Consider the following 18,353-nt stretch of genomic DNA (forward strand, 5'->3'; position numbering starts at 1 on the left):
AGGCCGACCCCGTCGCCGGGGCCGGCCCTTTCCCGATAAGTTTCAGGCTTTCGCCCGAGGCTTACTTGTCGATCGCGCTGACGACACCGGCGCCGACGGTACGGCCGCCTTCACGGATCGTAAAGCGCTGACCGATGTCCATGGCGATCGGAGCGATCAGCTTCACGCCCAGAGCGACGTTGTCGCCCGGCATGACCATCTCGGTGCCCTCAGGCAGCTCGACGGTGCCGGTGACGTCGGTCGTGCGGAAGTAGAACTGCGGACGATAGTTCGCGAAGAACGGGGTGTGACGGCCGCCTTCTTCCTTCGACAGGACGTACACTTCCGACTTGAAGTCGGTGTGCGGCTTGATCGAACCCGGCTTGCAGAGAACCTGGCCACGCTCGACCTGGTCGCGCGCAACGCCACGGATCAGCGCACCGATGTTGTCGCCGGCTTCACCCGAGTCGAGCAGCTTGCGGAACATTTCGACGCCCGTGACGGTGGTCTTGCGGGTGTCGTTGATGCCGACGATCTCGACTTCTTCGCCAACCTTGACGATGCCGGTCTCGACGCGGCCGGTGACGACCGTACCACGACCCGAGATCGAGAACACGTCTTCGATCGGCATCATGAACGGCTTGTCGAGCGGACGCTCGGGCTGCGGGATGTAGTCGTCAACGGCCTTCATCAGCTCGAGGACGGCTTCCTTGCCGAACTTGTCGTTCGAACCCGACAGGGCGCAGGTCGCCGAACCCTTGATGACGGGGATGTCGTCGCCCGGGAATTCGTACGAGCTCAGCAGCTCGCGGATTTCCAGCTCGACCAGCTCGAGGATTTCCTCGTCGTCGACCAGGTCGACCTTGTTCATGAACACGACCATCGCGGGCACGCCGACCTGGCGGGCCAGCAGGATGTGCTCGCGGGTCTGCGGCATCGGGCCGTCGGTCGACGACACGACCAGGATCGCGCCGTCCATCTGCGCCGCGCCGGTGATCATGTTCTTCACATAGTCGGCGTGGCCGGGGCAGTCGACGTGCGCATAGTGGCGGTTCGTCGTCTCATACTCGACGTGCGCGGTCGAGATGGTGATGCCGCGCTCGCGCTCTTCCGGAGCCTTGTCGATGTTCGCGAAGTCGACGGCAGTACCGCCGGTCGTCTCGGCCAGAACCTTGGTGATTGCGGCGGTCAGCGAGGTCTTGCCATGGTCGACGTGACCGATGGTGCCGATGTTGAGGTGCGGCTTGTTCCGCTCGAATTTTGCCTTTGCCATTTTCCTACCTTCTGAATCGAATTCGGTGCCGCATCCGAGGCCACGCGAACGCGGCCCCATAGCGGGTGTTTCAAGTGATTGCCAGCCCCTAGCGTGCTCGCACCCCCAGGTCGCCCCGGGGGCACGATATACGCCTTAGGCCATCTTCGCCTTGACTTCGTCCGCCACGTTCTGCGGCACTTCGTCATAGTGCGAGAACTGCATCGAGTACTGCGCACGACCCTGGGTGAACGAGCGGAGCGCGTTCACATAGCCGAACATGTTGGCCAGCGGGACCATCGCCTCGACCGTCTGCGCGTTGCCGCGCGTGTCGGTGCCCTGGATCTGGCCGCGACGGCTGTTCATGTCGCCGATGACGTCGCCCAGATAGTCTTCCGGGGTCACGACTTCGACCTTCATGACCGGCTCGAGCAGCGTGATGCCCGACTTCTGGGCCGCTTCGCGCATCGCGCCGCGGGCACAGATTTCGAACGCCAGCGCCGACGAGTCGACGTCGTGATACGCGCCGTCATACAGCAGGACTTCGAAGTCGATGATCGGGAAGCCGACCAGCGAACCGGTTTCCGCGGTTTCACGGAAGCCCTTCTCGATCGCGGGGATATATTCCTTCGGAATGTTACCGCCCTTGATCTCGTCCTTGAAGACGAAGCCCGAACCACGCTCGCCCGGGGTCAGCTTGACCTTGACGCGGCCGAACTGGCCGGTGCCGCCCGACTGCTTCTTGTGCGTGTAGTCGATGTCGACCGGCTTCTTGAGGTATTCGCGATACGCCACCTGCGGCGCACCGACGTTGGCCTCGACCTTGAACTCGCGCTTCATGCGGTCGACCAGGATCTCGAGATGGAGCTCGCCCATGCCCTTGATGATGGTCTGGCCCGACTCGGCGTCCGAGGTCACACGGAACGAGGGGTCCTCGCGAGCGAGACGATTGAGCGCGACGCCCATCTTCTCCTGGTCAGCCTTGGTCTTCGGCTCCACCGACAGCTCGATCACGGGCTCGGGGAACTCCATCCGCTCGAGGATGATCGGTGCGTTCTGCGCGCAGAGCGTGTCACCGGTTGTGGTATCCTTGAGGCCCGCCAGAGCGACGATGTCGCCCGCATAGGCTTCCTGGATGTCCTCACGGCTGTTCGCATGCATGAGCAGCATGCGGCCGATCTTTTCCTTCTTGTCCTTGACCGAGTTCAGGACCTGCGACGAGGTCTCGAGCTTGCCCGAATAGATGCGGGCGAAGGTCAGCGAACCGACGAACGGGTCGTTCATGATCTTGAACGCCAGCGCCGAGAAGGGCTCGGTGTCCGACGAAGGACGCTCGTCCGGCGTCTCGCCGTCGAGCTTCACGCCCTTGATGGCCGGAACGTCGAGCGGCGAAGGCAGATAGTCGATGACCGCGTCGAGCAGGGGCTGCACGCCCTTGTTTTTGAACGCCGAGCCGCAGACCACGGGGACGAACGCCATTTCCAGCGTGCCCTTGCGGATCAGCTTCTTCAGCTCTTCGACCGACGGCTCGTTGCCTTCCAGGTACGATTCCATCGCGGCATCGTCCTGCTCGACGGCCATTTCGATCAGGTCGCTGCGATACTTGGCGGCCTTTTCCTTCAGGTCATCGGGGATGTCCTGATATTCGAACTTGGCGCCCAGCGACTCTTCGAGCCAGATGATCGCGCGGTTCTCGACCAGGTCGACGAGACCCTTGAAGCCGCCCTCGATGCCGATCGGCAGATACAGGACCGCCGGACGCGCGCCGAGGCGCTCGATGATCGAGTTGACGCAGAAATAGAAGTCGGCGCCGGTGCGGTCGAGCTTGTTGACGAAGCACATGCGCGGCACGCCGTACTTGTCGGCCTGACGCCACACGGTTTCCGACTGCGGCTCAACACCCGCCACGCCGTCGAAGCAGGCGACCGCGCCGTCGAGCACGCGGAGCGAACGCTCCACTTCGATGGTGAAGTCGACGTGCCCGGGGGTGTCGATGATGTTGATGCGGTTGTCGTTCCAGAAACAGGTCGTCGCGGCCGACGTGATGGTGATGCCGCGCTCCTGCTCCTGCTCCATCCAGTCCATGGTGGCGGTGCCTTCGTGCACTTCGCCGATCTTGTAGGACTTGCCGGTGTAATAAAGAATGCGCTCGGTCGTGGTCGTCTTGCCGGCATCGATGTGCGCCATGATGCCGATGTTGCGATACTTCTCGAGCGGATGGCTGCGGGCCATGATCGATCTTCCTCAAGCGTAGGGGGGAGCCGGTTGGCCCGGCTCCCCCTTATATAGGCTGTTTGCGTGACCAGCGGAAGACCGCCGGCACCGCACCCTGAAAAGGTTGCGGCAGAACGGAAATTATCCCGGTCCGCCGCAAGGCCCTTACCAGCGGTAGTGCGAGAAGGCGCGATTCGCTTCCGCCATGCGGTGCGTATCTTCGCGCTTCTTGACCGCGTTGCCACGGTTGTTCGCGGCATCCATCAGCTCACCCGACAGACGCGCGGCCATCGTGTTCTCCGAACGGGCGCGCGACGCGCCGATCAGCCAACGGATGGCCAGAGCCTGGGCACGCTCCGGACGGACTTCGACCGGAACCTGATAGGTCGCACCACCGACGCGGCGCGAACGGACTTCGATGCCCGGCTTGATGTTGTTCAGCGCATCGTGGAACACGCCGATCGGATCGCGCTTGGCGCGCGTCTCGACGGTTTCCAGAGCACCGTAGACGATGGCTTCGGCCACGGACTTCTTACCGTCCAGCATGACCGAATTCATGAACTTCGACAGGACCACATCTCCGAACTTGGGGTCCGGCAGGATTTCCCGCTTTTCGGGACGACGACGACGAGCCATTCTCGTATTTCCTTACAAAACTTCAGCCTTTTATGGTCGAGGAGCCTGAAGACAGGCCCGACCGGCTTACTTCGGACGCTTGGCGCCGTACTTCGAGCGGGACTGCTTGCGATCCTTCACGCCCTGCGTGTCGAGAACGCCGCGCAGCACGTGGTAGCGCACGCCGGGAAGGTCGCGCACACGGCCGCCGCGGATGAGCACCACCGAGTGCTCCTGCAGGTTGTGGCCTTCGCCCGGGATGTACGAGATGACTTCGCGGCTGTTGGTCAGACGGACCTTGGCCACCTTGCGAAGTGCCGAGTTCGGCTTCTTCGGGGTCGTCGTGTAGACACGGGTGCAAACGCCGCGCTTCTGCGGGTTCTGCTCCATTGCAGGGACCTTGGACTTGGCCTTCTGCAGTTCGCGGCCCTTGCGGACCAGCTGGTTGATCGTCGGCATTGAAGCCTTCACCTTTCCATGAGGTTACTTTGCTGGAGCCATCACAGCACTTAGGAATACAAAAAGGGGCCATCGCAGCTTTCGCCCGGCCCATATTCGCATCCAGCAATGTTCAAGCTTGCCCGACGGACATGTCCCGATTCCCGAGAAATCCCCTTCGTGCAGCGGCGGCCTATACGCGCGAAGGCATGTGTGGTCAACGTCACCTCGAAACACGGGAAACCGGGCACCACGAACAAAGTTACGATTTTCGTCACACAGGCGCTTGCCCTGCCCGTTCAGTCGGGCTAATGGCGGCCGCCTCGCAGGAGTGTAGCTCAGTTGGTAGAGCATCGGTCTCCAAAACCGAGGGCCCACGGTTCGAGTCCGTGCACTCCTGCCACTTTTCATGACATCGCTGGACCGCCCCCACATCGTTCGCGGTGAGGGTGGTCTCGCGCACTTCTCCCCCGCAAAGTCAGGGGAGCTGGTGTAGGGGCTTACCCCCTATCGGGAGCGCGACACGCCTTTGTCAGGCCCTCGCCTGCCCCCTGCCGTTGCAGGCGAGGAATAGCGGATCAGTTTACGGGGCGTACCCCCACACCCGGCGGCGTAGCCGGGTCGACTTCATCGATCTCGTCACCGCGATGGCCGCCACCGGCCCCTGCCCCACTGCCATGCACTTCACCCGTCTCCGGGTCGATCGAGGGGCGGCGGCCATTATCGGTGGGCAGGCTCGTCTCTGCATTCCCCTCACCCTTGGCAGGTGGCGTGGTCGTCACGCGGCCCGACGGCTCCGCCCGGCCCATCGCGGCCTCCTCGTCGCGGTGATAGTCCTGCCCCGAATAGCCGTTGTCGCGATCGAAAGGCTGGGGTGGCCGCTTGTCATTGTCGGACATGAATAATCTCCTCCGCCGTTCAACGGGATAAGAGAGCCCCCGTTCCCCCTGACGCAAAAGGGCGCCCGCCATGTCGACGGACGCCCCTTCACGATTGCGGGCAAATGCCCGAGCGATCAGCTGCGGAACAGCGAGTGCGGGTCGATCACGTCGTCGCCATGGCCATGCCCGATCGAATCAATGTCACGGCTCTGCTGCTCGCGCTCGGCACGCAGCGAGGCGAGCAGCGCTTCGCGGTCGCCCTCCAGGCGGGTGTCGGTCGGCTGCGCATCGGCGTTGCCCCCGGTCGACTTCGCCGCCTTGGCCACCGCCGAGTCGAGCTCGCGCTGCGTGGTCAGGCCCAGCGTCACCGGATCCTTCGGCGTGATGTTGGCGATGTTCCAGTGGCTGCGGTCGCGGATCGCGGCAATCGTCGTGCGCGTGGTGCCGATCAGGTTGGAGATGGCGCCATCCGAGATTTCCGGATGGTTGCGGATGATCCAGGCGATGCCGTCCGGCTTGTCCTGCCGCTTGCTGACCGGCGTGTAGCGCGGGCCCTTGGTACGGCGGACCTGCTCGGGGCCCTTGGTCATCTTCATGCGATAATCGGGATTGGCCTGCGCCTTCTCGATCTCGCTCTGGGTCAGTTCGTGCGCGCGGACAGGATCGCGGCCAGTCAGCTTGGTGGCGGCCGTGTCGTCGGCGATCGCCTGCACTTCGAGGATGTGGAGGCCGCAGAAATCCGCGATCTGCTCGAACGAGAGCGACGTGTTGTCGACCAGCCAGGAAGCGGTCGCATGGGGCATGAGCGGCTGGGCCACGGGGATCACTCCAGTCGGAAAATAAAAGGGCCGCCCCTCACCGGAGCGGCCGTAGCTGCGACAAATCTAGAGAAAAGCGCCCCGAAGAGCAAGGTGCGCCGCCACAAACTGCCCGCGACGATCCGGCATGGCGAAGCCGCCGCGTGCATCAGCCCCGGTGAGGCGGCTCAATCATCGTCGAATCGGCCGAAGGGAAGGAGCTGCGACGCGAGCCTGCGCGCGGTCTGCGCGTCCCCGGCCCGAAGCGGAACCAGCACCTGTGCCGCGCCGCGCTGAAGGATGCGATCGAGCGCGGTGGGCGCCTCGGCACGCATCGCCTGTTCGGCCAGCGCGCGACCGCGCGGATCGCGGGGGTCCAGCTCCAGCCGCAGCAGCGCGGCCAGTCCCGGAAATAAGGCGCGGTCGCCACCCAGCGCCACGGCGCGCTCCAGCGCGGACATCCCGATCGATCGCTGCGCTCCCAAAGCGGCGCGGCCAACAATGGCGCCCAGCTTCTTCACCGCGCCGATATGCCACGCCCCCAGCGCCGCCTGCGCTTCCGCGTCGCGCGGGTTCTGGGTGAACAGCGCCTCGAACTGGCGTCGCGCGGCCACGGCGTCGCCACGGTTGCCGGTCAGCTTCGCCCGATAGCCGAGCGCGGTGGCACGCATCAGCAACGCCTCCCGGTCATCGGGCTCACGGCGGAGCGCATTGCCCGCCGCAGCATAGGCGTTGCCCACCCGGCGAAGGGCGCTGGCCTCATCCGCATCGCCGAACGATGCCTGGGTCAGGATGTCGCGCGCGGACTGCGCATGGGCAGGAGCCAATGGCACAGCCCCCACCGCAGCGATGGTGATGACGAACCCGGCCCCACCCCATTGCTGCGCCATCATCATCCCCCCGAATCTCTCTTATCGATACCGGGAAACCGCCGGACCGGATACAGTATCCGTCGCAATCTTTGCAGCGGCGATCAAGCCGTCATCGCCGCGTCAGCGGTTCAGGGTCAGGACGATCTTGCCCAGATGATCGCCCGCCTCCATCCGGCGATGCGCCTCGGCGGCTTCGGCCAGCGGGAAGCTGCGATCGATCAGGGGACGAAGACGCCCTTCCTCGACATGCGGCCAGACGATGCGCGCGATCTCGTCGGCCACCATCGCCTTGAACTCGCGATCCCGTCCGCGCAGCGTCGACCCGGTCAGCGTCAGTCGGCGGCGCATGACCTCCCAGATCGGAATCTCGGCCTTGGCCCCGCGCTGGACCGCGATCGAGACGTGCCGCCCATCCTCGGCCAGGCATTTCAGGTTGCGGGGCAGATAATCGCCGCCGACCATGTCCAGCACGATGTCGACGCCGCGCCCGTCGGTGAAATCCTTCACCGCTTCGACGAAATCGACCGATTTATAGTTGATCGCCCTGGCCGCGCCGAGCTTTTGCGCGGCGGCGCATTTGTCATCGGACCCGGCGGTGACGATGACCGTCAACCCGAACAGCTTGCCCAGCGCGATCGCCATCGTGCCGATGCCGCTGGTGCCGCCATGCACCAACAGCGTCTCGCCATCGCGGGCATAGGCGCGTTCGAAGACATTGGTCCACACGGTGAACAAAGTTTCAGGCAGCGCGGCCGCCTGCTCCATCGACACGCCGTGCGGCACGGACAGGCAATGTTCGGCGACCGCGACCGCATATTCGGCATAGCCACCGCCGCCGATCAGTGCGCAGACCGGCTGGCCCAGCATCTCGAACCCGACGCCCGGCCCGACCGCGACGATGTCGCCCGCGATCTCAAGTCCCGGGATGGACGGCGCGCCGGGCGGCGGCGGGTAGAGCCCCTGGCGCTGCATCACATCGGGCCGATTGACCCCGGCGGCGGCGACGCGGATCAGCACCTCCCCCTCACCAGGGGTCGGGGTAGGCCGCTGCGTCGGAACCAACACCTCGGGTCCGCCCGCCGCCTCGGGGTCGATGGCGGTCATCATTTCGGGAATGTCGACGATTCCCATCACATCGCTATCCGCGCGCACCGATCACCGCCCCCTATTGGCCCATATTGGGAACCCGTTATTGACATCGGCGGCCACCGGGTCAACGCTGCATCCCGAGATGGAACAGGATGATTCCCCCTTCCGCACGCCGGACAGCCTGACGGCGCTGGTCCAGGCCGACCTCGATCCGCTCTCGCTCGCCGAGCTGGAAGCGCGGATCGCGGTGCTGGAAGCGGAGATCGACCGGACCCGACGCCATATGGAGCGCGCCTCGCTCCACCGCGCCAGCGCCGACGCGTTGTTCAAGCGGTGACGACACGGGGATCGGCCGGGCGACCCTACGCCTTTCGCCGGTCTTCGGGCTCGTCGCCATCCGCACGACACGCTTTGTTGAAGCCCCGTGCGTTACCCCCGCTTGATGCCGGGGCCATCCATCCCGACATTGTTCGAAACGGAACGCATGTCCCATGCGCTCCGCCAGGAGTATCGTAGATGCCATCTTTCGCCCCCGCGCTCGAGACCACGCTTCACAAGGCGCTGGAAGCCGCGACCGTGCGGCGCCATGAATATGCCACGCTGGAGCACCTCCTGCTCGCGCTGATCGACGACGAACATGCCTCCAAGGTGATGGAGGCATGCCATGTCGACCTGGGCGAGCTGAAGGCCACGGTCGCCCAGTATCTGGACGCCGAGCTCGACGCCCTGAAGGTCGACGCGGCGACCGACCCCTCCCCCACCAGCGGGTTCCAGCGCGTCGTCCAGCGCGCGATCCTGCATGTCCAGTCGTCGGGCCGCGACGAGGTGACCGGCGCGAACGTGCTGGTCGCCCTGTTTTCCGAACGCGAATCCTACGCCGTCTATTTCCTGCAGCAGCAGGATATGAGCCGCCTGGATGCCGTCAGCTTCATCAGCCACGGCGTCGGCAAGGGTGGCGCGACCAGCGAAGCCACCCCGCCCAAGGGCGCCGAGGAGGAGAAGCCCGCCAAGCCCGCCGAAAAGGGCAAGGGCGAGAGCGCTCTCAAGCAGTTCACCGTCGACCTCAACGAAAAGGCCAAGGCGGGCAAGGTCGATCCGCTGATCGGGCGCGGGCCCGAGGTGGACCGCACCGTCCAGATCCTGTGCCGCCGGTCGAAGAACAACCCGCTCTATGTGGGCGATCCCGGCGTCGGCAAGACCGCCATCGCCGAGGGCCTGGCGCGCAAGATCATCGAGGGCAATGTGCCCGAGGTGCTGCTGAACGCCGTCATCTATTCGCTCGACATGGGCGCGCTGCTGGCGGGCACCCGCTATCGCGGCGACTTCGAGGAGCGGCTGAAGGCGGTCGTCAACGAGTTGGAGAAGCTACCCCACGCGGTGCTCTTCATCGACGAGATCCACACCGTCATCGGTGCCGGCGCGACCAGCGGCGGGGCGATGGATGCGTCGAACCTGCTCAAGCCCGCTCTGTCGGGCGGAACGATCCGCTGCATTGGCTCGACCACCTACAAGGAGTTCCGCAACCACTTCGAAAAGGACCGCGCGCTGCTGCGCCGGTTCCAGAAGATCGACGTGAACGAGCCGACGATCGAGGACACGATCAAGATCCTCGCCGGTCTCCGCTCGGCGTTCGAGGATCACCATCAGGTCAAGTATACCCCCGATGCGATCAAGTCCGCGGTCGAGCTGTCGGCGCGCTACATCAACGACCGCAAGCTGCCCGACAAGGCGATCGACGTGATCGACGAGGTCGGCGCGATGCAGATGCTGGTGCCGGTCAGCAAGCGCAAGAAGACGATCACGCCCAAGGAGATTGAGGCCGTGATCGCTACCATGGCGCGCATCCCGCCGAAGAGCGTGTCTACCGACGACCGCCAGCAGCTGGAAACGCTGGAGACCGATCTGAAGCGCGTGGTGTTCGGCCAGAATGCCGCGATCGAGAATCTGTCCTCGGCGATCAAGCTCAGCCGGGCGGGTCTGCGCGATCCCGACAAGCCGATCGGCAACTATCTGTTCACCGGCCCCACCGGGGTCGGCAAGACCGAGGTTGCGCGCCAGCTGGCGACGATCCTGGGCATTCCGCTCCAGCGGTTCGACATGTCCGAATATATGGAGCGTCACTCGGTCAGCCGTCTGATCGGTGCTCCTCCGGGCTATGTCGGATATGACCAGGGCGGCCTGCTGACCGATGCGGTCGACCAGAATCCGCATTCGGTGCTGCTGCTCGACGAGATCGAGAAGGCGCATCCCGATCTGTTCAACATCCTGTTGCAGGTGATGGACAATGGGAAGCTGACCGATCACCACGGCAAGACGGTCGATTTCCGCAACACGATCATCATCATGACGACCAATGCGGGCGCCGCCGACATGGCGCGCGAGACGGTCGGGTTCGGCAATCTCACCCGCGAGGGCGAGGATGAGCAGGCCGTGCAGAAGATGTTTACGCCGGAATTCCGCAACCGCCTCGATGCGATCGTGCCCTTCGGCTATCTGCCGCCGGAAGTCGTGGCGCGGGTGGTGGACAAGTTCATCCTCCAGCTCGAACTCCAGCTGGCCGATCGTCACGTCCATATCAGCCTGGACGAGGCGGCGAAGAGCTGGCTCACCGAAAAGGGCTATGACCGCCTGTACGGGGCGCGTCCGATGGGCCGCCTGATCCAGGAGAAGATCAAGCAGCCGCTGGCCGAGGAATTGTTGTTCGGCAAGCTGGTCCATGGCGGCGAGGTGACGGTGAAGATGAAGGACGGCGCATTGTCCTTCGCAATCGAACCCGCCGCGCCCAAAAAGCCGCGCAAGAAGGGTGGCAAGCCCGCATCGGTCGACGCCGAATAAGCGCAACAACATCCAGATCGGACAAAGGCCGGGTAGCAATACCCGGCCTTTTCTATGTCGCATCGAAGCGCGATGCGATAAAGGATCGCCTGAAATCTCGGCCTCAACCCTGGCCTTAACCGATTTTTCGTCGTTTTGCAGACACATCATTGGTTATGAACGGAACGGTTCCGATCAGGAAACTTGCATTGGCGATCGCAATGCTGATGGTCTTCTGGCCATTTGCGGTTGCGCGTGCCGATGTCGGGCTGCCGATCCGGACCTGCATCCTGCCGATGGCATCCGGCCAGACGCCGTCGCCCCTGTTCGCGGCGCCACAGCGTTTCGACTGCACGCGCGATCCGTCATCCTACGGTGCTGGCGACTTCTGGGTGATGTCGCAGCCCCTGCCCATCGTTCCCGGCGATCCCCGCGACCAGCTGAGCGTCAGCTTCGCGAGCGCCTGGCAGGATGCGACCACGCTCTACTTCCTTTATGCCGATGGCAGCATTCGGCGCGTTTCCTACACCAGCGCCACCACCTCGCCCTATCTGCGACTGGGTGCGATGATCGCGGTACCGATCCCCCGCGAGGAGTCGCGCCCGGTACGCGTTTTGTGGGAGGTGCATGGCGCGGCCAACATGCGTGGCGTGGTGCGCGGTGCGAAGATCGAACATTATAGCCAGGCCCGAGCCGCCGAGGCGTCGCTGGGACTGGTCTATGGCATCATCATGGGGCTGGTCGTCGGTCTGGGCGTCTATAATCTGGCGCTTTGGCCCGCGCTGCGCCAGCCGCTGCAACCCATTTACTGCCTGCTGCTGTTCTTCATCACCGGCTATACGCTGTCCTCATCGGGGCTGATCGGCCAATGGCTGCCCGGGCTCGACAACAACGAACGTCATCGGTTGAACGCGATCATGCTGGGCGGCGTCGCGCTGACCCTGGTCGTGTTCGCGCGCCACTTTTTCGAGCGCAAGGTCTTCGAGAAGTGGCTGGATCAATGGGCCATCGTCACCTTCGTCCTGGTCGCCCTGCCCAATATCGCCTTTGCCTTGCTCGCCCCGCATTGGATCCGCACGCTCGACATGGCGGTGGTCATGGGCTTCCTGATCCTGCTGGTCTTCCTGATCGCCGTGCTGGTGAACGCCTGGCGCCATCGCAGCAACTTCCTATGGGCCTTCGCCATCGCCTGGGGCACGCCGATCGTCCTGGCGATGTTCCGCGTCCTCCATGCGCTTCACCTGATCGAATGGCGGCCATGGATCGACCAATCGACGGTCCTGTCGATGGGAGCGGAGGCCGTAATCGCCAGTCTCGGCGTCGCCTATCGCATCTATCTGCTCAGTCGAGAGCGCGATCTAGCGCGCGAGGACGAGCGCGTCGCGCGACGACTGGCCGATACCGATCCGCTGACCGGCCTGTTCAATCGCCGCGCCTTTCTCGATCAGGCGATCGGTCGCAGCGGCCCGCAGACGCTGATCCTGGCCGATATCGATCACTTCAAGCGGATCAACGATCTGCTGGGCCATGACGGCGGCGACGATGTGCTGCGCGTCTTTGCCAAGACGTTGGCCGGTGCGTTGGGTCCCGACATGCTGGTGGCGCGAATCGGGGGTGAGGAGTTCGCGCTGCTGGCCGATACCGCCCGCGCGCCCGATGCCGACACGCTGCTCGCGCACCTGCGGGCCGCCACCTATCCCACGGGGGCGAAGGTCACCGCCAGCCTGGGCCTGTGCACCGGCCCGATGCGCAATGAGGAGGATTGGCGCCTGGTCTATCGCGAGGCCGACCAGGCGCTGTTCGCCGCCAAGAATGGCGGGCGCGACCGTGCCTGCTGGGGCGTCACGGTGCCGGGCGGCAAGGGCCCGGCCGCCGATAGCGCCTACCCCGCCCCCCTCTTGCCCGCCGCCCGCACCCGGCGTAAGTATCGGCGAGGGGAGAAGGGCGTGTGCGCGAACGGCGGATCCTGATGGCCATGACGGCGCTGGCGCTGCTGGCGCTGGCCTATCGTCACCCGACCGCGGATATTCGCCTGATCACCCATGACCTGACCGACAGATCCCCGCGCCGCGTACAGGCCGCGATCGATCTGGGCGTGTTCGGCGTCTCGTTTCTCTACACCTGGACGGTCCGCCGCCTCCGATAAGCATCTATTTGGCTTGCAACGATTGCGCGAGCATCCTTGCGCCCGTGCGACACGTGCCGCATAGCGACGTCATGGATACGCCCATCGAAGAACTGACGTTCGAGGACGCCCTCAAGGAATTGGAGAGGATCGTCGGCCGACTGGAAAGCGGCGAAGCGACGCTCGACGAATCGATCCGCCTCTATGAGCGCGGCGACCGTCTGCGCCAGCGTTGCGCCGAGCGGCTCGACGCTGCACAGGCCCGGATCGAGGCGATCCGCCTGGATGCCGAGGGCAAGGCCGCCGGCACCCGCCCGTTCCAGGCAGGCTGACCGCGTGACGCTGAACGCCGCAACGCTGTCCGACGCACTGATCGAAGTCGCCGAGGATATCGACCAGCGCTTTGCCACGCTGCTCGCCGATCCGGGCGATCCGCGCTCCTCGCTCTACGCCGCGATGCGCCATGCCGCGATCGGCGGGGGCAAGCGGCTTCGTCCCCTGCTCGTCTTCGCCACCGCGCATCTGTTCGACGTGGACCGCGACTGCGCGGGCTGGGTCGCGACCGCGCTGGAGGCGATCCATGTCTATTCGCTGATCCATGACGATCTGCCCGCGATGGACGACGACGACATGCGTCGTGGCAAGCCGACCGTCCACAAGGCGTTCGACGAGGCCACCGCGATCCTGGCGGGCGACTGCCTCCACGCGCTGGCCTTCGAGATTCTGGCCGATCCGGCGACCCATGCCGATCCCTTCGTCCGGTCCGAGTTGATCCTCGACCTCGCACGTGCCTCCGGCCCCAGCGGCATGGCAGGCGGGCAGCAGATGGATCTGGAGGCCGAGCGCCAGACCTTCGACCTCGCCACCGTCACCCGGCTTCAGCAGATGAAGACCGGCGCGCTGATCTGCGCGGCGGTGGAAGCGGGCGCGATACTGGGCCGCGTTTCCCCCGAGGGCCGCACCCATTTGCGCGGCTATGCCCATGATCTGGGCCTCGCTTTTCAGATTGCCGACGATCTGCTCGATGCCGAGGGCGACGAGGCGGTGGCGGGCAAGAAGCTGCGCAAGGACGAGGATGCCGGCAAGGCGACCTTCCTCAGCCTGCTGGGCGTCGAGCGCGCGCGCGAGCAGTGCCGGATGCTGGTCGCCCAGGCGATCGAGCATTTGCGGGATTACGGCTCTGAGGCCGACCTGCTGCGCGCCATCGCCGCCTATGTCGTGGAGCGCGACCGGTGACCCGGATCGGCGTCTATCCGGGGACCTTCGATCCCGTCACGTTGGGCCATATGGACATCATCCGGCGCGGTGCGAAGCTGGTCGACCGGCTGGTCATCGGGGTGACGACCAACCCTTCCAAGTCGCCCATGTTCACCCTCGATGAGCGCATGGAGATGGTCCGCCGCGAAGTTGCGGAGGTGGCCGGCGAGATTCACGTCGTCGCCTTCGATTCGCTGCTGATGGACTTCGCCGAGCGCGAGGGGGCGAAGGTGATCGTCCGGGGCCTGCGCGCCGTCGCCGACTTCGAATATGAGTACCAGATGGCGGGCATGAACCAGCAGATCAATCCGCGGGTCGAAACCGTCTTCCTGATGGCCGATGTCGCGCTGCAACCCATCGCCAGCCGCTTGGTCAAGGAAATCGCCATCTATGGCGGCAACATCGCCAAATTCGTGACCCCCGCCGTCCGCGAGGACGTGGTCCGGCGCGTCGAACTGGTCGGACGCAAGGGATCCTGACCCGCAAAGCGAAGGAATCTGGCGCGAAGGTTCAGATTGGCGCAAGGGGCGATTTGCTCTACAGCCACCCCATTCCTTTCCTTGTCGTAGAGATGTGATGCGCGTTCTCGCCGCTCTTGCCATGATGATGGCCAGCCTGATCGCCGTTCCGGCACAGGCCCAATCCCAGTCCCAGCCCAAATTCACCACCCCCGCCAAGGCGGCACAGGTGCTGGAGGTCAACGTCGCCGGCCGTCCGACGCCGCCGCCGGTGACCGACAAGGAGAATCTGTGGTTGCTCGACCTGTCCACGGGTGGCCGGGTCACCATCTGGCTGCGCCCCGATGTCGCGCCCAAGATGGTCGAGCGGATCAAGACGCTGACCCGTCGCCATTTCTATGACGGCCTGACCTTCCACCGCGTGATTGACGGGTTCATGGCGCAGGGCGGCGATCCCAAGGGCGATGGCACCGGCGGTTCGGACCTGCCCAACATCCCGGCCGAGTTCAACTATCTGCCGCATGTGCGCGGATCGGTGGCGGCGGCGCGGGCGGACGACCCCAACAGCGCCAACAGCCAGTTCTACATCGTCTTCCAGCCGCGCTTCGCGCTCGACAAGAAGTACACGGTGTTCGGCCGGGTGATCGACGGCATGCAGTATGTCGACGGAATCGAACGCGGCGAGCCGCCTGCGAACCCGAGCAAGATCGTCCACGCCTATATCGCCGCCGACAATCCCCCCGCCTATGTCCCGATGGCCCCCGCCGCCGCCCCGAATCTGGGCGCGCCGGTGACGCTGCCGGGCGCCGCCCCTGCCAAGCCGGCGGCGGCGGTTCGCCGTCCCGCGACCAAGGCGGCTCCGGCCAAGAAGGCGGCAACGGCGACCAAGTGAACGTAGATTATTTCGACTTCGCGCTGCCGCCCGAGCGGATCGCGCTCTATCCGGCATCCCCGCGCGATTCGGCGCGAATGCTGGTCCTGGACGGCGACGTCACCCGTGACGAGCGGGTGAGTGACCTGCCCGCCTGCCTTCGCGCGGGCGATCTGCTGGTGTTCAACGACACCCGCGTCATCCCCGCGCAGTTGCAGGGGACACGCGGTGACGCGAAGATCGGCGCGACGCTGCACAAGCGCGAGGGCACGCGTCGCTGGCGTGCCTTCATCCGCAACGCCAAGCGATTGCACGAGGGCGATGCGATCGACTTCGGCGCAGGCGTTACTGCCATCGCTCGCGACCGGGCCGAGGATGGCAGCTTCGCGCTGGACTTTGCCGGGGACGAGCCGGTCGAGCTTCTGCTGGAGCGCGCGGGCACCATGCCCCTGCCCCCCTATATCGCGCAGAAGCGTGGGCTGACCGAGAAGGACGCCGAAGACTATCAGACGATGTTCGCCAACGAGCCCGGCGCGGTCGCCGCGCCCACGGCGGCGCTGCACTTCACCCCCGGCCTGCTGGACTCGCTGGCGGCGGCGGGTATCGAGCATGCGACACTGACCCTGCATGTCGGCGCGGGCACTTTCCTGCCGGTCAAGGCGGACGATACCGTCGATCATAAGATGCACGCCGAATGGGGCCGCATCGATGCGACGACCGCCGACCGGCTCAACGCCGTCCGGCGGCGGGGCGGCCGGGTGATCGCGGTGGGCACCACCTCGCTGCGCCTGATCGAAAGCGCGGCGGGCGAGGACGGCGTGATCCGCCCGTTCGAAGGGGATACCGCGATCTTCATCACCCCGGGCTATCGCTTTCGCGGGATCGACGGGTTGATGACCAATTTCCACCTGCCGCGCTCGACCCTGTTCATGCTGGTCTCCGCGCTGATGGGGCTGGACCAGATGCAGGCGGCCTATGCCCATGCGATCGCGCAGGGGTATCGCTTCTACAGCTATGGCGACGCCTCGCTGTTGCTGCCCGAGCGCACGGCATGATGGTGCTGGCGCTGCTGCTCCAGGCGGCGACGCCGGGGGCGAACGAGACGGTCACCGTCACCGCACGCCCCGCCCCCTTCGCCCAGACGCCCGCGACCATGGTCGTCGAGCCGGTAGCGATGATGATCGCCGCGTTCGATTCCGATGCTGACGGGCGGACCACGCGTGAGGAGATGGAAGCAGGGGTCAAGCGATCCTATGACCTGATCGACACCGGGCATCAGGGATCGATCGGCTATCTCCAATTCGCCGATTGGGCGGAGCGCTGGCTGGGCGACCGCAATGCGCTGCCCAGCCCGTTCGACGTCGATAAGAACAGCGACAACCGCATCACCCTGCCCGAATTGCAGGCGCATTTCTCGCGCCTCTTCTCCCGCTTCGATCGCGACCATGACGGCGCGATCAGCCGGGCCGAGGCGCTGACCATCCGCACCATTCCCGCCGACGCCAATGGCCCGACCGGCCCGCTCGCGCCCCGAGACAGAAGAAAATGACCGCCCGCTTCTCCTTCGCCATCCACGCCACCGACGGCCGCGCCCGCACCGGCACCATCACCATGAAGCGCGGCGAGATCCGTACCCCCGCCTTCATGCCCGTCGGCACCGCCGCCACCGTCAAGGCGATGAAGCCGGGCGATGTGCGCGCGAGTGGTGCGGACATCATCCTGGGCAACACCTATCACCTGATGCTGCGCCCTGGCGCCGAGCGGGTCGACCGGCTGGGCGGCCTGCACGGCTTCATGGGCTGGGACCGGCCGATCCTGACTGATTCGGGCGGCTATCAGGTCATGAGCCTCGCCGAGCTGACCAAGCGGTCCGAGGACGGTGTGGCGTTCAAGAGCCATCTCGACGGCACCCGCCATCTGCTCAGCCCCGAACGCTCGATCGAGATTCAGCGGCTGCTGGGCAGCAATATCGTCATGGCCTTCGACGAACTGGTCCCGACCACCTCGACCCGCGAGGTGCAGGCCAGCGCGATGGAACGCTCGATGCGTTGGGCGAAGCGCAGCCGCGACGCCTTCGACGCGGGCGGCCAGCATGCCGAGGACAATGCGATCTTCGGTATCCAGCAGGGTGCGCTGGACGAAGGATTCCGCAAATCGTCGGCGGATGCGCTGATCGATATTGGGTTCGACGGTTACGCGATCGGCGGCCTGGCGGTCGGCGAGGGACAGGAGGCGATGTTCGGCTGCCTTGATTTCGCGCCGGGCCAGCTTCCCGCCAGCAAGCCGCGCTACCTGATGGGCGTGGGCAAGCCGACCGACATTGTGGGGGCCGTCGAGCGCGGGGTCGATATGTTCGACTGCGTGCTGCCGACACGTTCCGGGCGGACGGGGCAGGCCTTTACCCGCTCCGGCCCGATCAACATCCGCAACGCACGCTTCGCCGAGGATCAGGGGCCGCTCGACCCCGCCTGTGGCTGCCCGGTCTGTGCGACCTGGAGCCGTGCCTATCTCCATCATCTGGTCCGCGCCGGGGAAATTCTGGGCGCGATGCTGATGACCGAGCATAATATCTGGTTCTACCAGCAAATGATGGCCGACCTGCGCGCCGCCATCGGTGAAGGCCGCCTTACAGCCTTTGCGGACGACTTCCGGGCGCGCTACGCTGCCAAGGAATAAGCTGGTCGAGTAGGA

The 18,353-nt window shown here is 65.3% G+C and carries 19 protein-coding genes and 1 tRNA gene; 12 read left to right on the forward strand and 8 right to left on the reverse strand.

What is annotated here, in order from left to right; translation table 11 throughout:
* Window positions 1–61: 61 nt before the first annotated feature.
* From tuf to rpsL, 4 genes are all read right to left on the reverse strand, one after another.
* The gene (gene tuf / locus NZL82_RS08205; protein WP_230481231.1) at window positions 62–1,252 is read right to left on the reverse strand and encodes an elongation factor Tu; all 1,191 of its coding nucleotides are present in this window, start codon (window positions 1,250–1,252) and stop codon (window positions 62–64) included.
* 135 nt (window positions 1,253–1,387) lie between these two features.
* Window positions 1,388–3,463 (reverse strand): elongation factor G, encoded by a 2,076-nt coding sequence (gene fusA / locus NZL82_RS08210; protein WP_042491194.1) that lies wholly within the window; start codon window positions 3,461–3,463, stop codon window positions 1,388–1,390.
* A gap of 147 nt (window positions 3,464–3,610) precedes the next feature.
* Window positions 3,611–4,081 carry a 30S ribosomal protein S7 gene (gene rpsG, locus NZL82_RS08215; protein ID WP_007406077.1) on the reverse strand — a complete coding sequence of 157 codons (471 nt, stop codon included), beginning with the start codon at window positions 4,079–4,081 and terminating at the stop codon, window positions 3,611–3,613.
* Window positions 4,082–4,147: 66 nt separating this feature from the next.
* Window positions 4,148–4,519 (reverse strand): 30S ribosomal protein S12, encoded by a 372-nt coding sequence (gene rpsL, locus NZL82_RS08220; protein ID WP_007406072.1) that lies wholly within the window; start codon window positions 4,517–4,519, stop codon window positions 4,148–4,150.
* A 306-nt stretch (window positions 4,520–4,825) separates the two neighbouring features.
* Here rpsL and NZL82_RS08225 point away from each other — a divergent pair.
* Window positions 4,826–4,901, forward strand: a tRNA-Trp gene (locus tag NZL82_RS08225).
* Between the two features lie 175 nt (window positions 4,902–5,076).
* Here the strand turns inward: NZL82_RS08225 and NZL82_RS08230 are convergent.
* From NZL82_RS08230 to NZL82_RS08245, 4 genes are all read right to left on the reverse strand, one after another.
* The gene (locus tag NZL82_RS08230; RefSeq protein WP_261269270.1) at window positions 5,077–5,397 is read right to left on the reverse strand and encodes a hypothetical protein; all 321 of its coding nucleotides are present in this window, start codon (window positions 5,395–5,397) and stop codon (window positions 5,077–5,079) included.
* Window positions 5,398–5,513: 116 nt separating this feature from the next.
* Window positions 5,514–6,197: a DUF1013 domain-containing protein gene (locus tag NZL82_RS08235; RefSeq protein WP_261269271.1), complete on the reverse strand. Its 684-nt coding sequence runs from the start codon at window positions 6,195–6,197 to the stop codon at window positions 5,514–5,516.
* Window positions 6,198–6,364: 167 nt separating this feature from the next.
* The gene (locus NZL82_RS08240) at window positions 6,365–7,066 is read right to left on the reverse strand and encodes a hypothetical protein (RefSeq protein WP_261269272.1); all 702 of its coding nucleotides are present in this window, start codon (window positions 7,064–7,066) and stop codon (window positions 6,365–6,367) included.
* Between the two features lie 102 nt (window positions 7,067–7,168).
* On the reverse strand, window positions 7,169–8,152 hold the full coding sequence (locus tag NZL82_RS08245; RefSeq protein WP_261269364.1) for an NAD(P)H-quinone oxidoreductase: 984 nt from the start codon (window positions 8,150–8,152) through the stop codon (window positions 7,169–7,171).
* Window positions 8,153–8,279: 127 nt separating this feature from the next.
* Here NZL82_RS08245 and NZL82_RS08250 point away from each other — a divergent pair, with 127 nt between their 5' ends.
* From NZL82_RS08250 to tgt, 11 genes are all read left to right on the forward strand, one after another.
* Entirely contained in the window at window positions 8,280–8,474 is a 195-nt protein-coding gene (locus tag NZL82_RS08250) for a DUF1192 domain-containing protein (RefSeq protein ID WP_261269365.1), read from the forward strand.
* A 179-nt stretch (window positions 8,475–8,653) separates the two neighbouring features.
* A complete protein-coding gene (gene clpA, locus NZL82_RS08255; protein ID WP_261269273.1) occupies window positions 8,654–10,972 on the forward strand; it encodes an ATP-dependent Clp protease ATP-binding subunit ClpA in 2,319 nt (772 codons plus the stop codon).
* A gap of 188 nt (window positions 10,973–11,160) precedes the next feature.
* The gene (locus NZL82_RS08260; RefSeq protein ID WP_261269274.1) at window positions 11,161–12,921 is read left to right on the forward strand and encodes a diguanylate cyclase; all 1,761 of its coding nucleotides are present in this window, start codon (window positions 11,161–11,163) and stop codon (window positions 12,919–12,921) included.
* Entirely contained in the window at window positions 12,921–13,097 is a 177-nt protein-coding gene (locus tag NZL82_RS08265; protein WP_261269275.1) for a hypothetical protein, read from the forward strand. Before NZL82_RS08260 ends, NZL82_RS08265 begins: the two co-directional genes overlap by 1 nt.
* A 71-nt stretch (window positions 13,098–13,168) precedes the next feature.
* Window positions 13,169–13,408 carry an exodeoxyribonuclease VII small subunit gene (locus NZL82_RS08270; RefSeq protein WP_007406073.1) on the forward strand — a complete coding sequence of 80 codons (240 nt, stop codon included), beginning with the start codon at window positions 13,169–13,171 and terminating at the stop codon, window positions 13,406–13,408.
* Between the two features lie 4 nt (window positions 13,409–13,412).
* On the forward strand, window positions 13,413–14,312 hold the full coding sequence (locus tag NZL82_RS08275; protein ID WP_261269276.1) for a polyprenyl synthetase family protein: 900 nt from the start codon (window positions 13,413–13,415) through the stop codon (window positions 14,310–14,312).
* The gene (coaD, locus tag NZL82_RS08280; RefSeq protein ID WP_261269277.1) at window positions 14,309–14,812 is read left to right on the forward strand and encodes a pantetheine-phosphate adenylyltransferase; all 504 of its coding nucleotides are present in this window, start codon (window positions 14,309–14,311) and stop codon (window positions 14,810–14,812) included. The genes NZL82_RS08275 and coaD overlap by 4 nt, the downstream gene beginning before the upstream one ends.
* A 97-nt stretch (window positions 14,813–14,909) precedes the next feature.
* On the forward strand, window positions 14,910–15,683 hold the full coding sequence (locus tag NZL82_RS08285; RefSeq protein WP_261269278.1) for a peptidylprolyl isomerase: 774 nt from the start codon (window positions 14,910–14,912) through the stop codon (window positions 15,681–15,683).
* Entirely contained in the window at window positions 15,680–16,717 is a 1,038-nt protein-coding gene (gene queA / locus NZL82_RS08290; protein ID WP_261269279.1) for a tRNA preQ1(34) S-adenosylmethionine ribosyltransferase-isomerase QueA, read from the forward strand. Before NZL82_RS08285 ends, queA begins: the two co-directional genes overlap by 4 nt.
* Window positions 16,714–17,211: an EF-hand domain-containing protein gene (locus tag NZL82_RS08295; RefSeq protein WP_261269280.1), complete on the forward strand. Its 498-nt coding sequence runs from the start codon at window positions 16,714–16,716 to the stop codon at window positions 17,209–17,211. Before queA ends, NZL82_RS08295 begins: the two co-directional genes overlap by 4 nt.
* On the forward strand, window positions 17,208–18,338 hold the full coding sequence (gene tgt, locus NZL82_RS08300) for a tRNA guanosine(34) transglycosylase Tgt (protein ID WP_261269281.1): 1,131 nt from the start codon (window positions 17,208–17,210) through the stop codon (window positions 18,336–18,338). The genes NZL82_RS08295 and tgt overlap by 4 nt, the downstream gene beginning before the upstream one ends.
* Window positions 18,339–18,353: the final 15 nt, after the last annotated feature.

Source organism: Sphingomonas sp. LC-1, assembly GCF_025371035.1.
In the GTDB taxonomy this organism is placed as follows: domain Bacteria; phylum Pseudomonadota; class Alphaproteobacteria; order Sphingomonadales; family Sphingomonadaceae; genus Sphingomonas; species Sphingomonas sanguinis_E.

Excerpts from the sequence above, each read along its gene's own strand:
- NZL82_RS08270 (WP_007406073.1), top strand. The coding sequence starts at position 13,169 with ATGGATACGCCCATCGAAGAACTGACGTTCGAGGACGCCCTCAAGGAA.
- tuf (WP_230481231.1), bottom strand. The coding sequence starts at position 1,252 with ATGGCAAAGGCAAAATTCGAGCGGAACAAGCCGCACCTCAACATCGGC.
- NZL82_RS08295 (WP_261269280.1), top strand. The coding sequence starts at position 16,714 with ATGATGGTGCTGGCGCTGCTGCTCCAGGCGGCGACGCCGGGGGCGAAC.
- fusA (WP_042491194.1), bottom strand. The coding sequence starts at position 3,463 with ATGGCCCGCAGCCATCCGCTCGAGAAGTATCGCAACATCGGCATCATG.
- NZL82_RS08230 (WP_261269270.1), bottom strand. The coding sequence starts at position 5,397 with ATGTCCGACAATGACAAGCGGCCACCCCAGCCTTTCGATCGCGACAAC.
- tgt (WP_261269281.1), top strand. The coding sequence starts at position 17,208 with ATGACCGCCCGCTTCTCCTTCGCCATCCACGCCACCGACGGCCGCGCC.
- NZL82_RS08285 (WP_261269278.1), top strand. The coding sequence starts at position 14,910 with ATGCGCGTTCTCGCCGCTCTTGCCATGATGATGGCCAGCCTGATCGCC.
- rpsG (WP_007406077.1), bottom strand. The coding sequence starts at position 4,081 with ATGGCTCGTCGTCGTCGTCCCGAAAAGCGGGAAATCCTGCCGGACCCC.
- NZL82_RS08240 (WP_261269272.1), bottom strand. The coding sequence starts at position 7,066 with ATGGCGCAGCAATGGGGTGGGGCCGGGTTCGTCATCACCATCGCTGCG.
- clpA (WP_261269273.1), top strand. The coding sequence starts at position 8,654 with ATGCCATCTTTCGCCCCCGCGCTCGAGACCACGCTTCACAAGGCGCTG.
- rpsL (WP_007406072.1), bottom strand. The coding sequence starts at position 4,519 with ATGCCGACGATCAACCAGCTGGTCCGCAAGGGCCGCGAACTGCAGAAG.
- NZL82_RS08250 (WP_261269365.1), top strand. The coding sequence starts at position 8,280 with ATGGAACAGGATGATTCCCCCTTCCGCACGCCGGACAGCCTGACGGCG.
- NZL82_RS08265 (WP_261269275.1), top strand. The coding sequence starts at position 12,921 with ATGGCCATGACGGCGCTGGCGCTGCTGGCGCTGGCCTATCGTCACCCG.
- NZL82_RS08245 (WP_261269364.1), bottom strand. The coding sequence starts at position 8,152 with ATGACCGCCATCGACCCCGAGGCGGCGGGCGGACCCGAGGTGTTGGTT.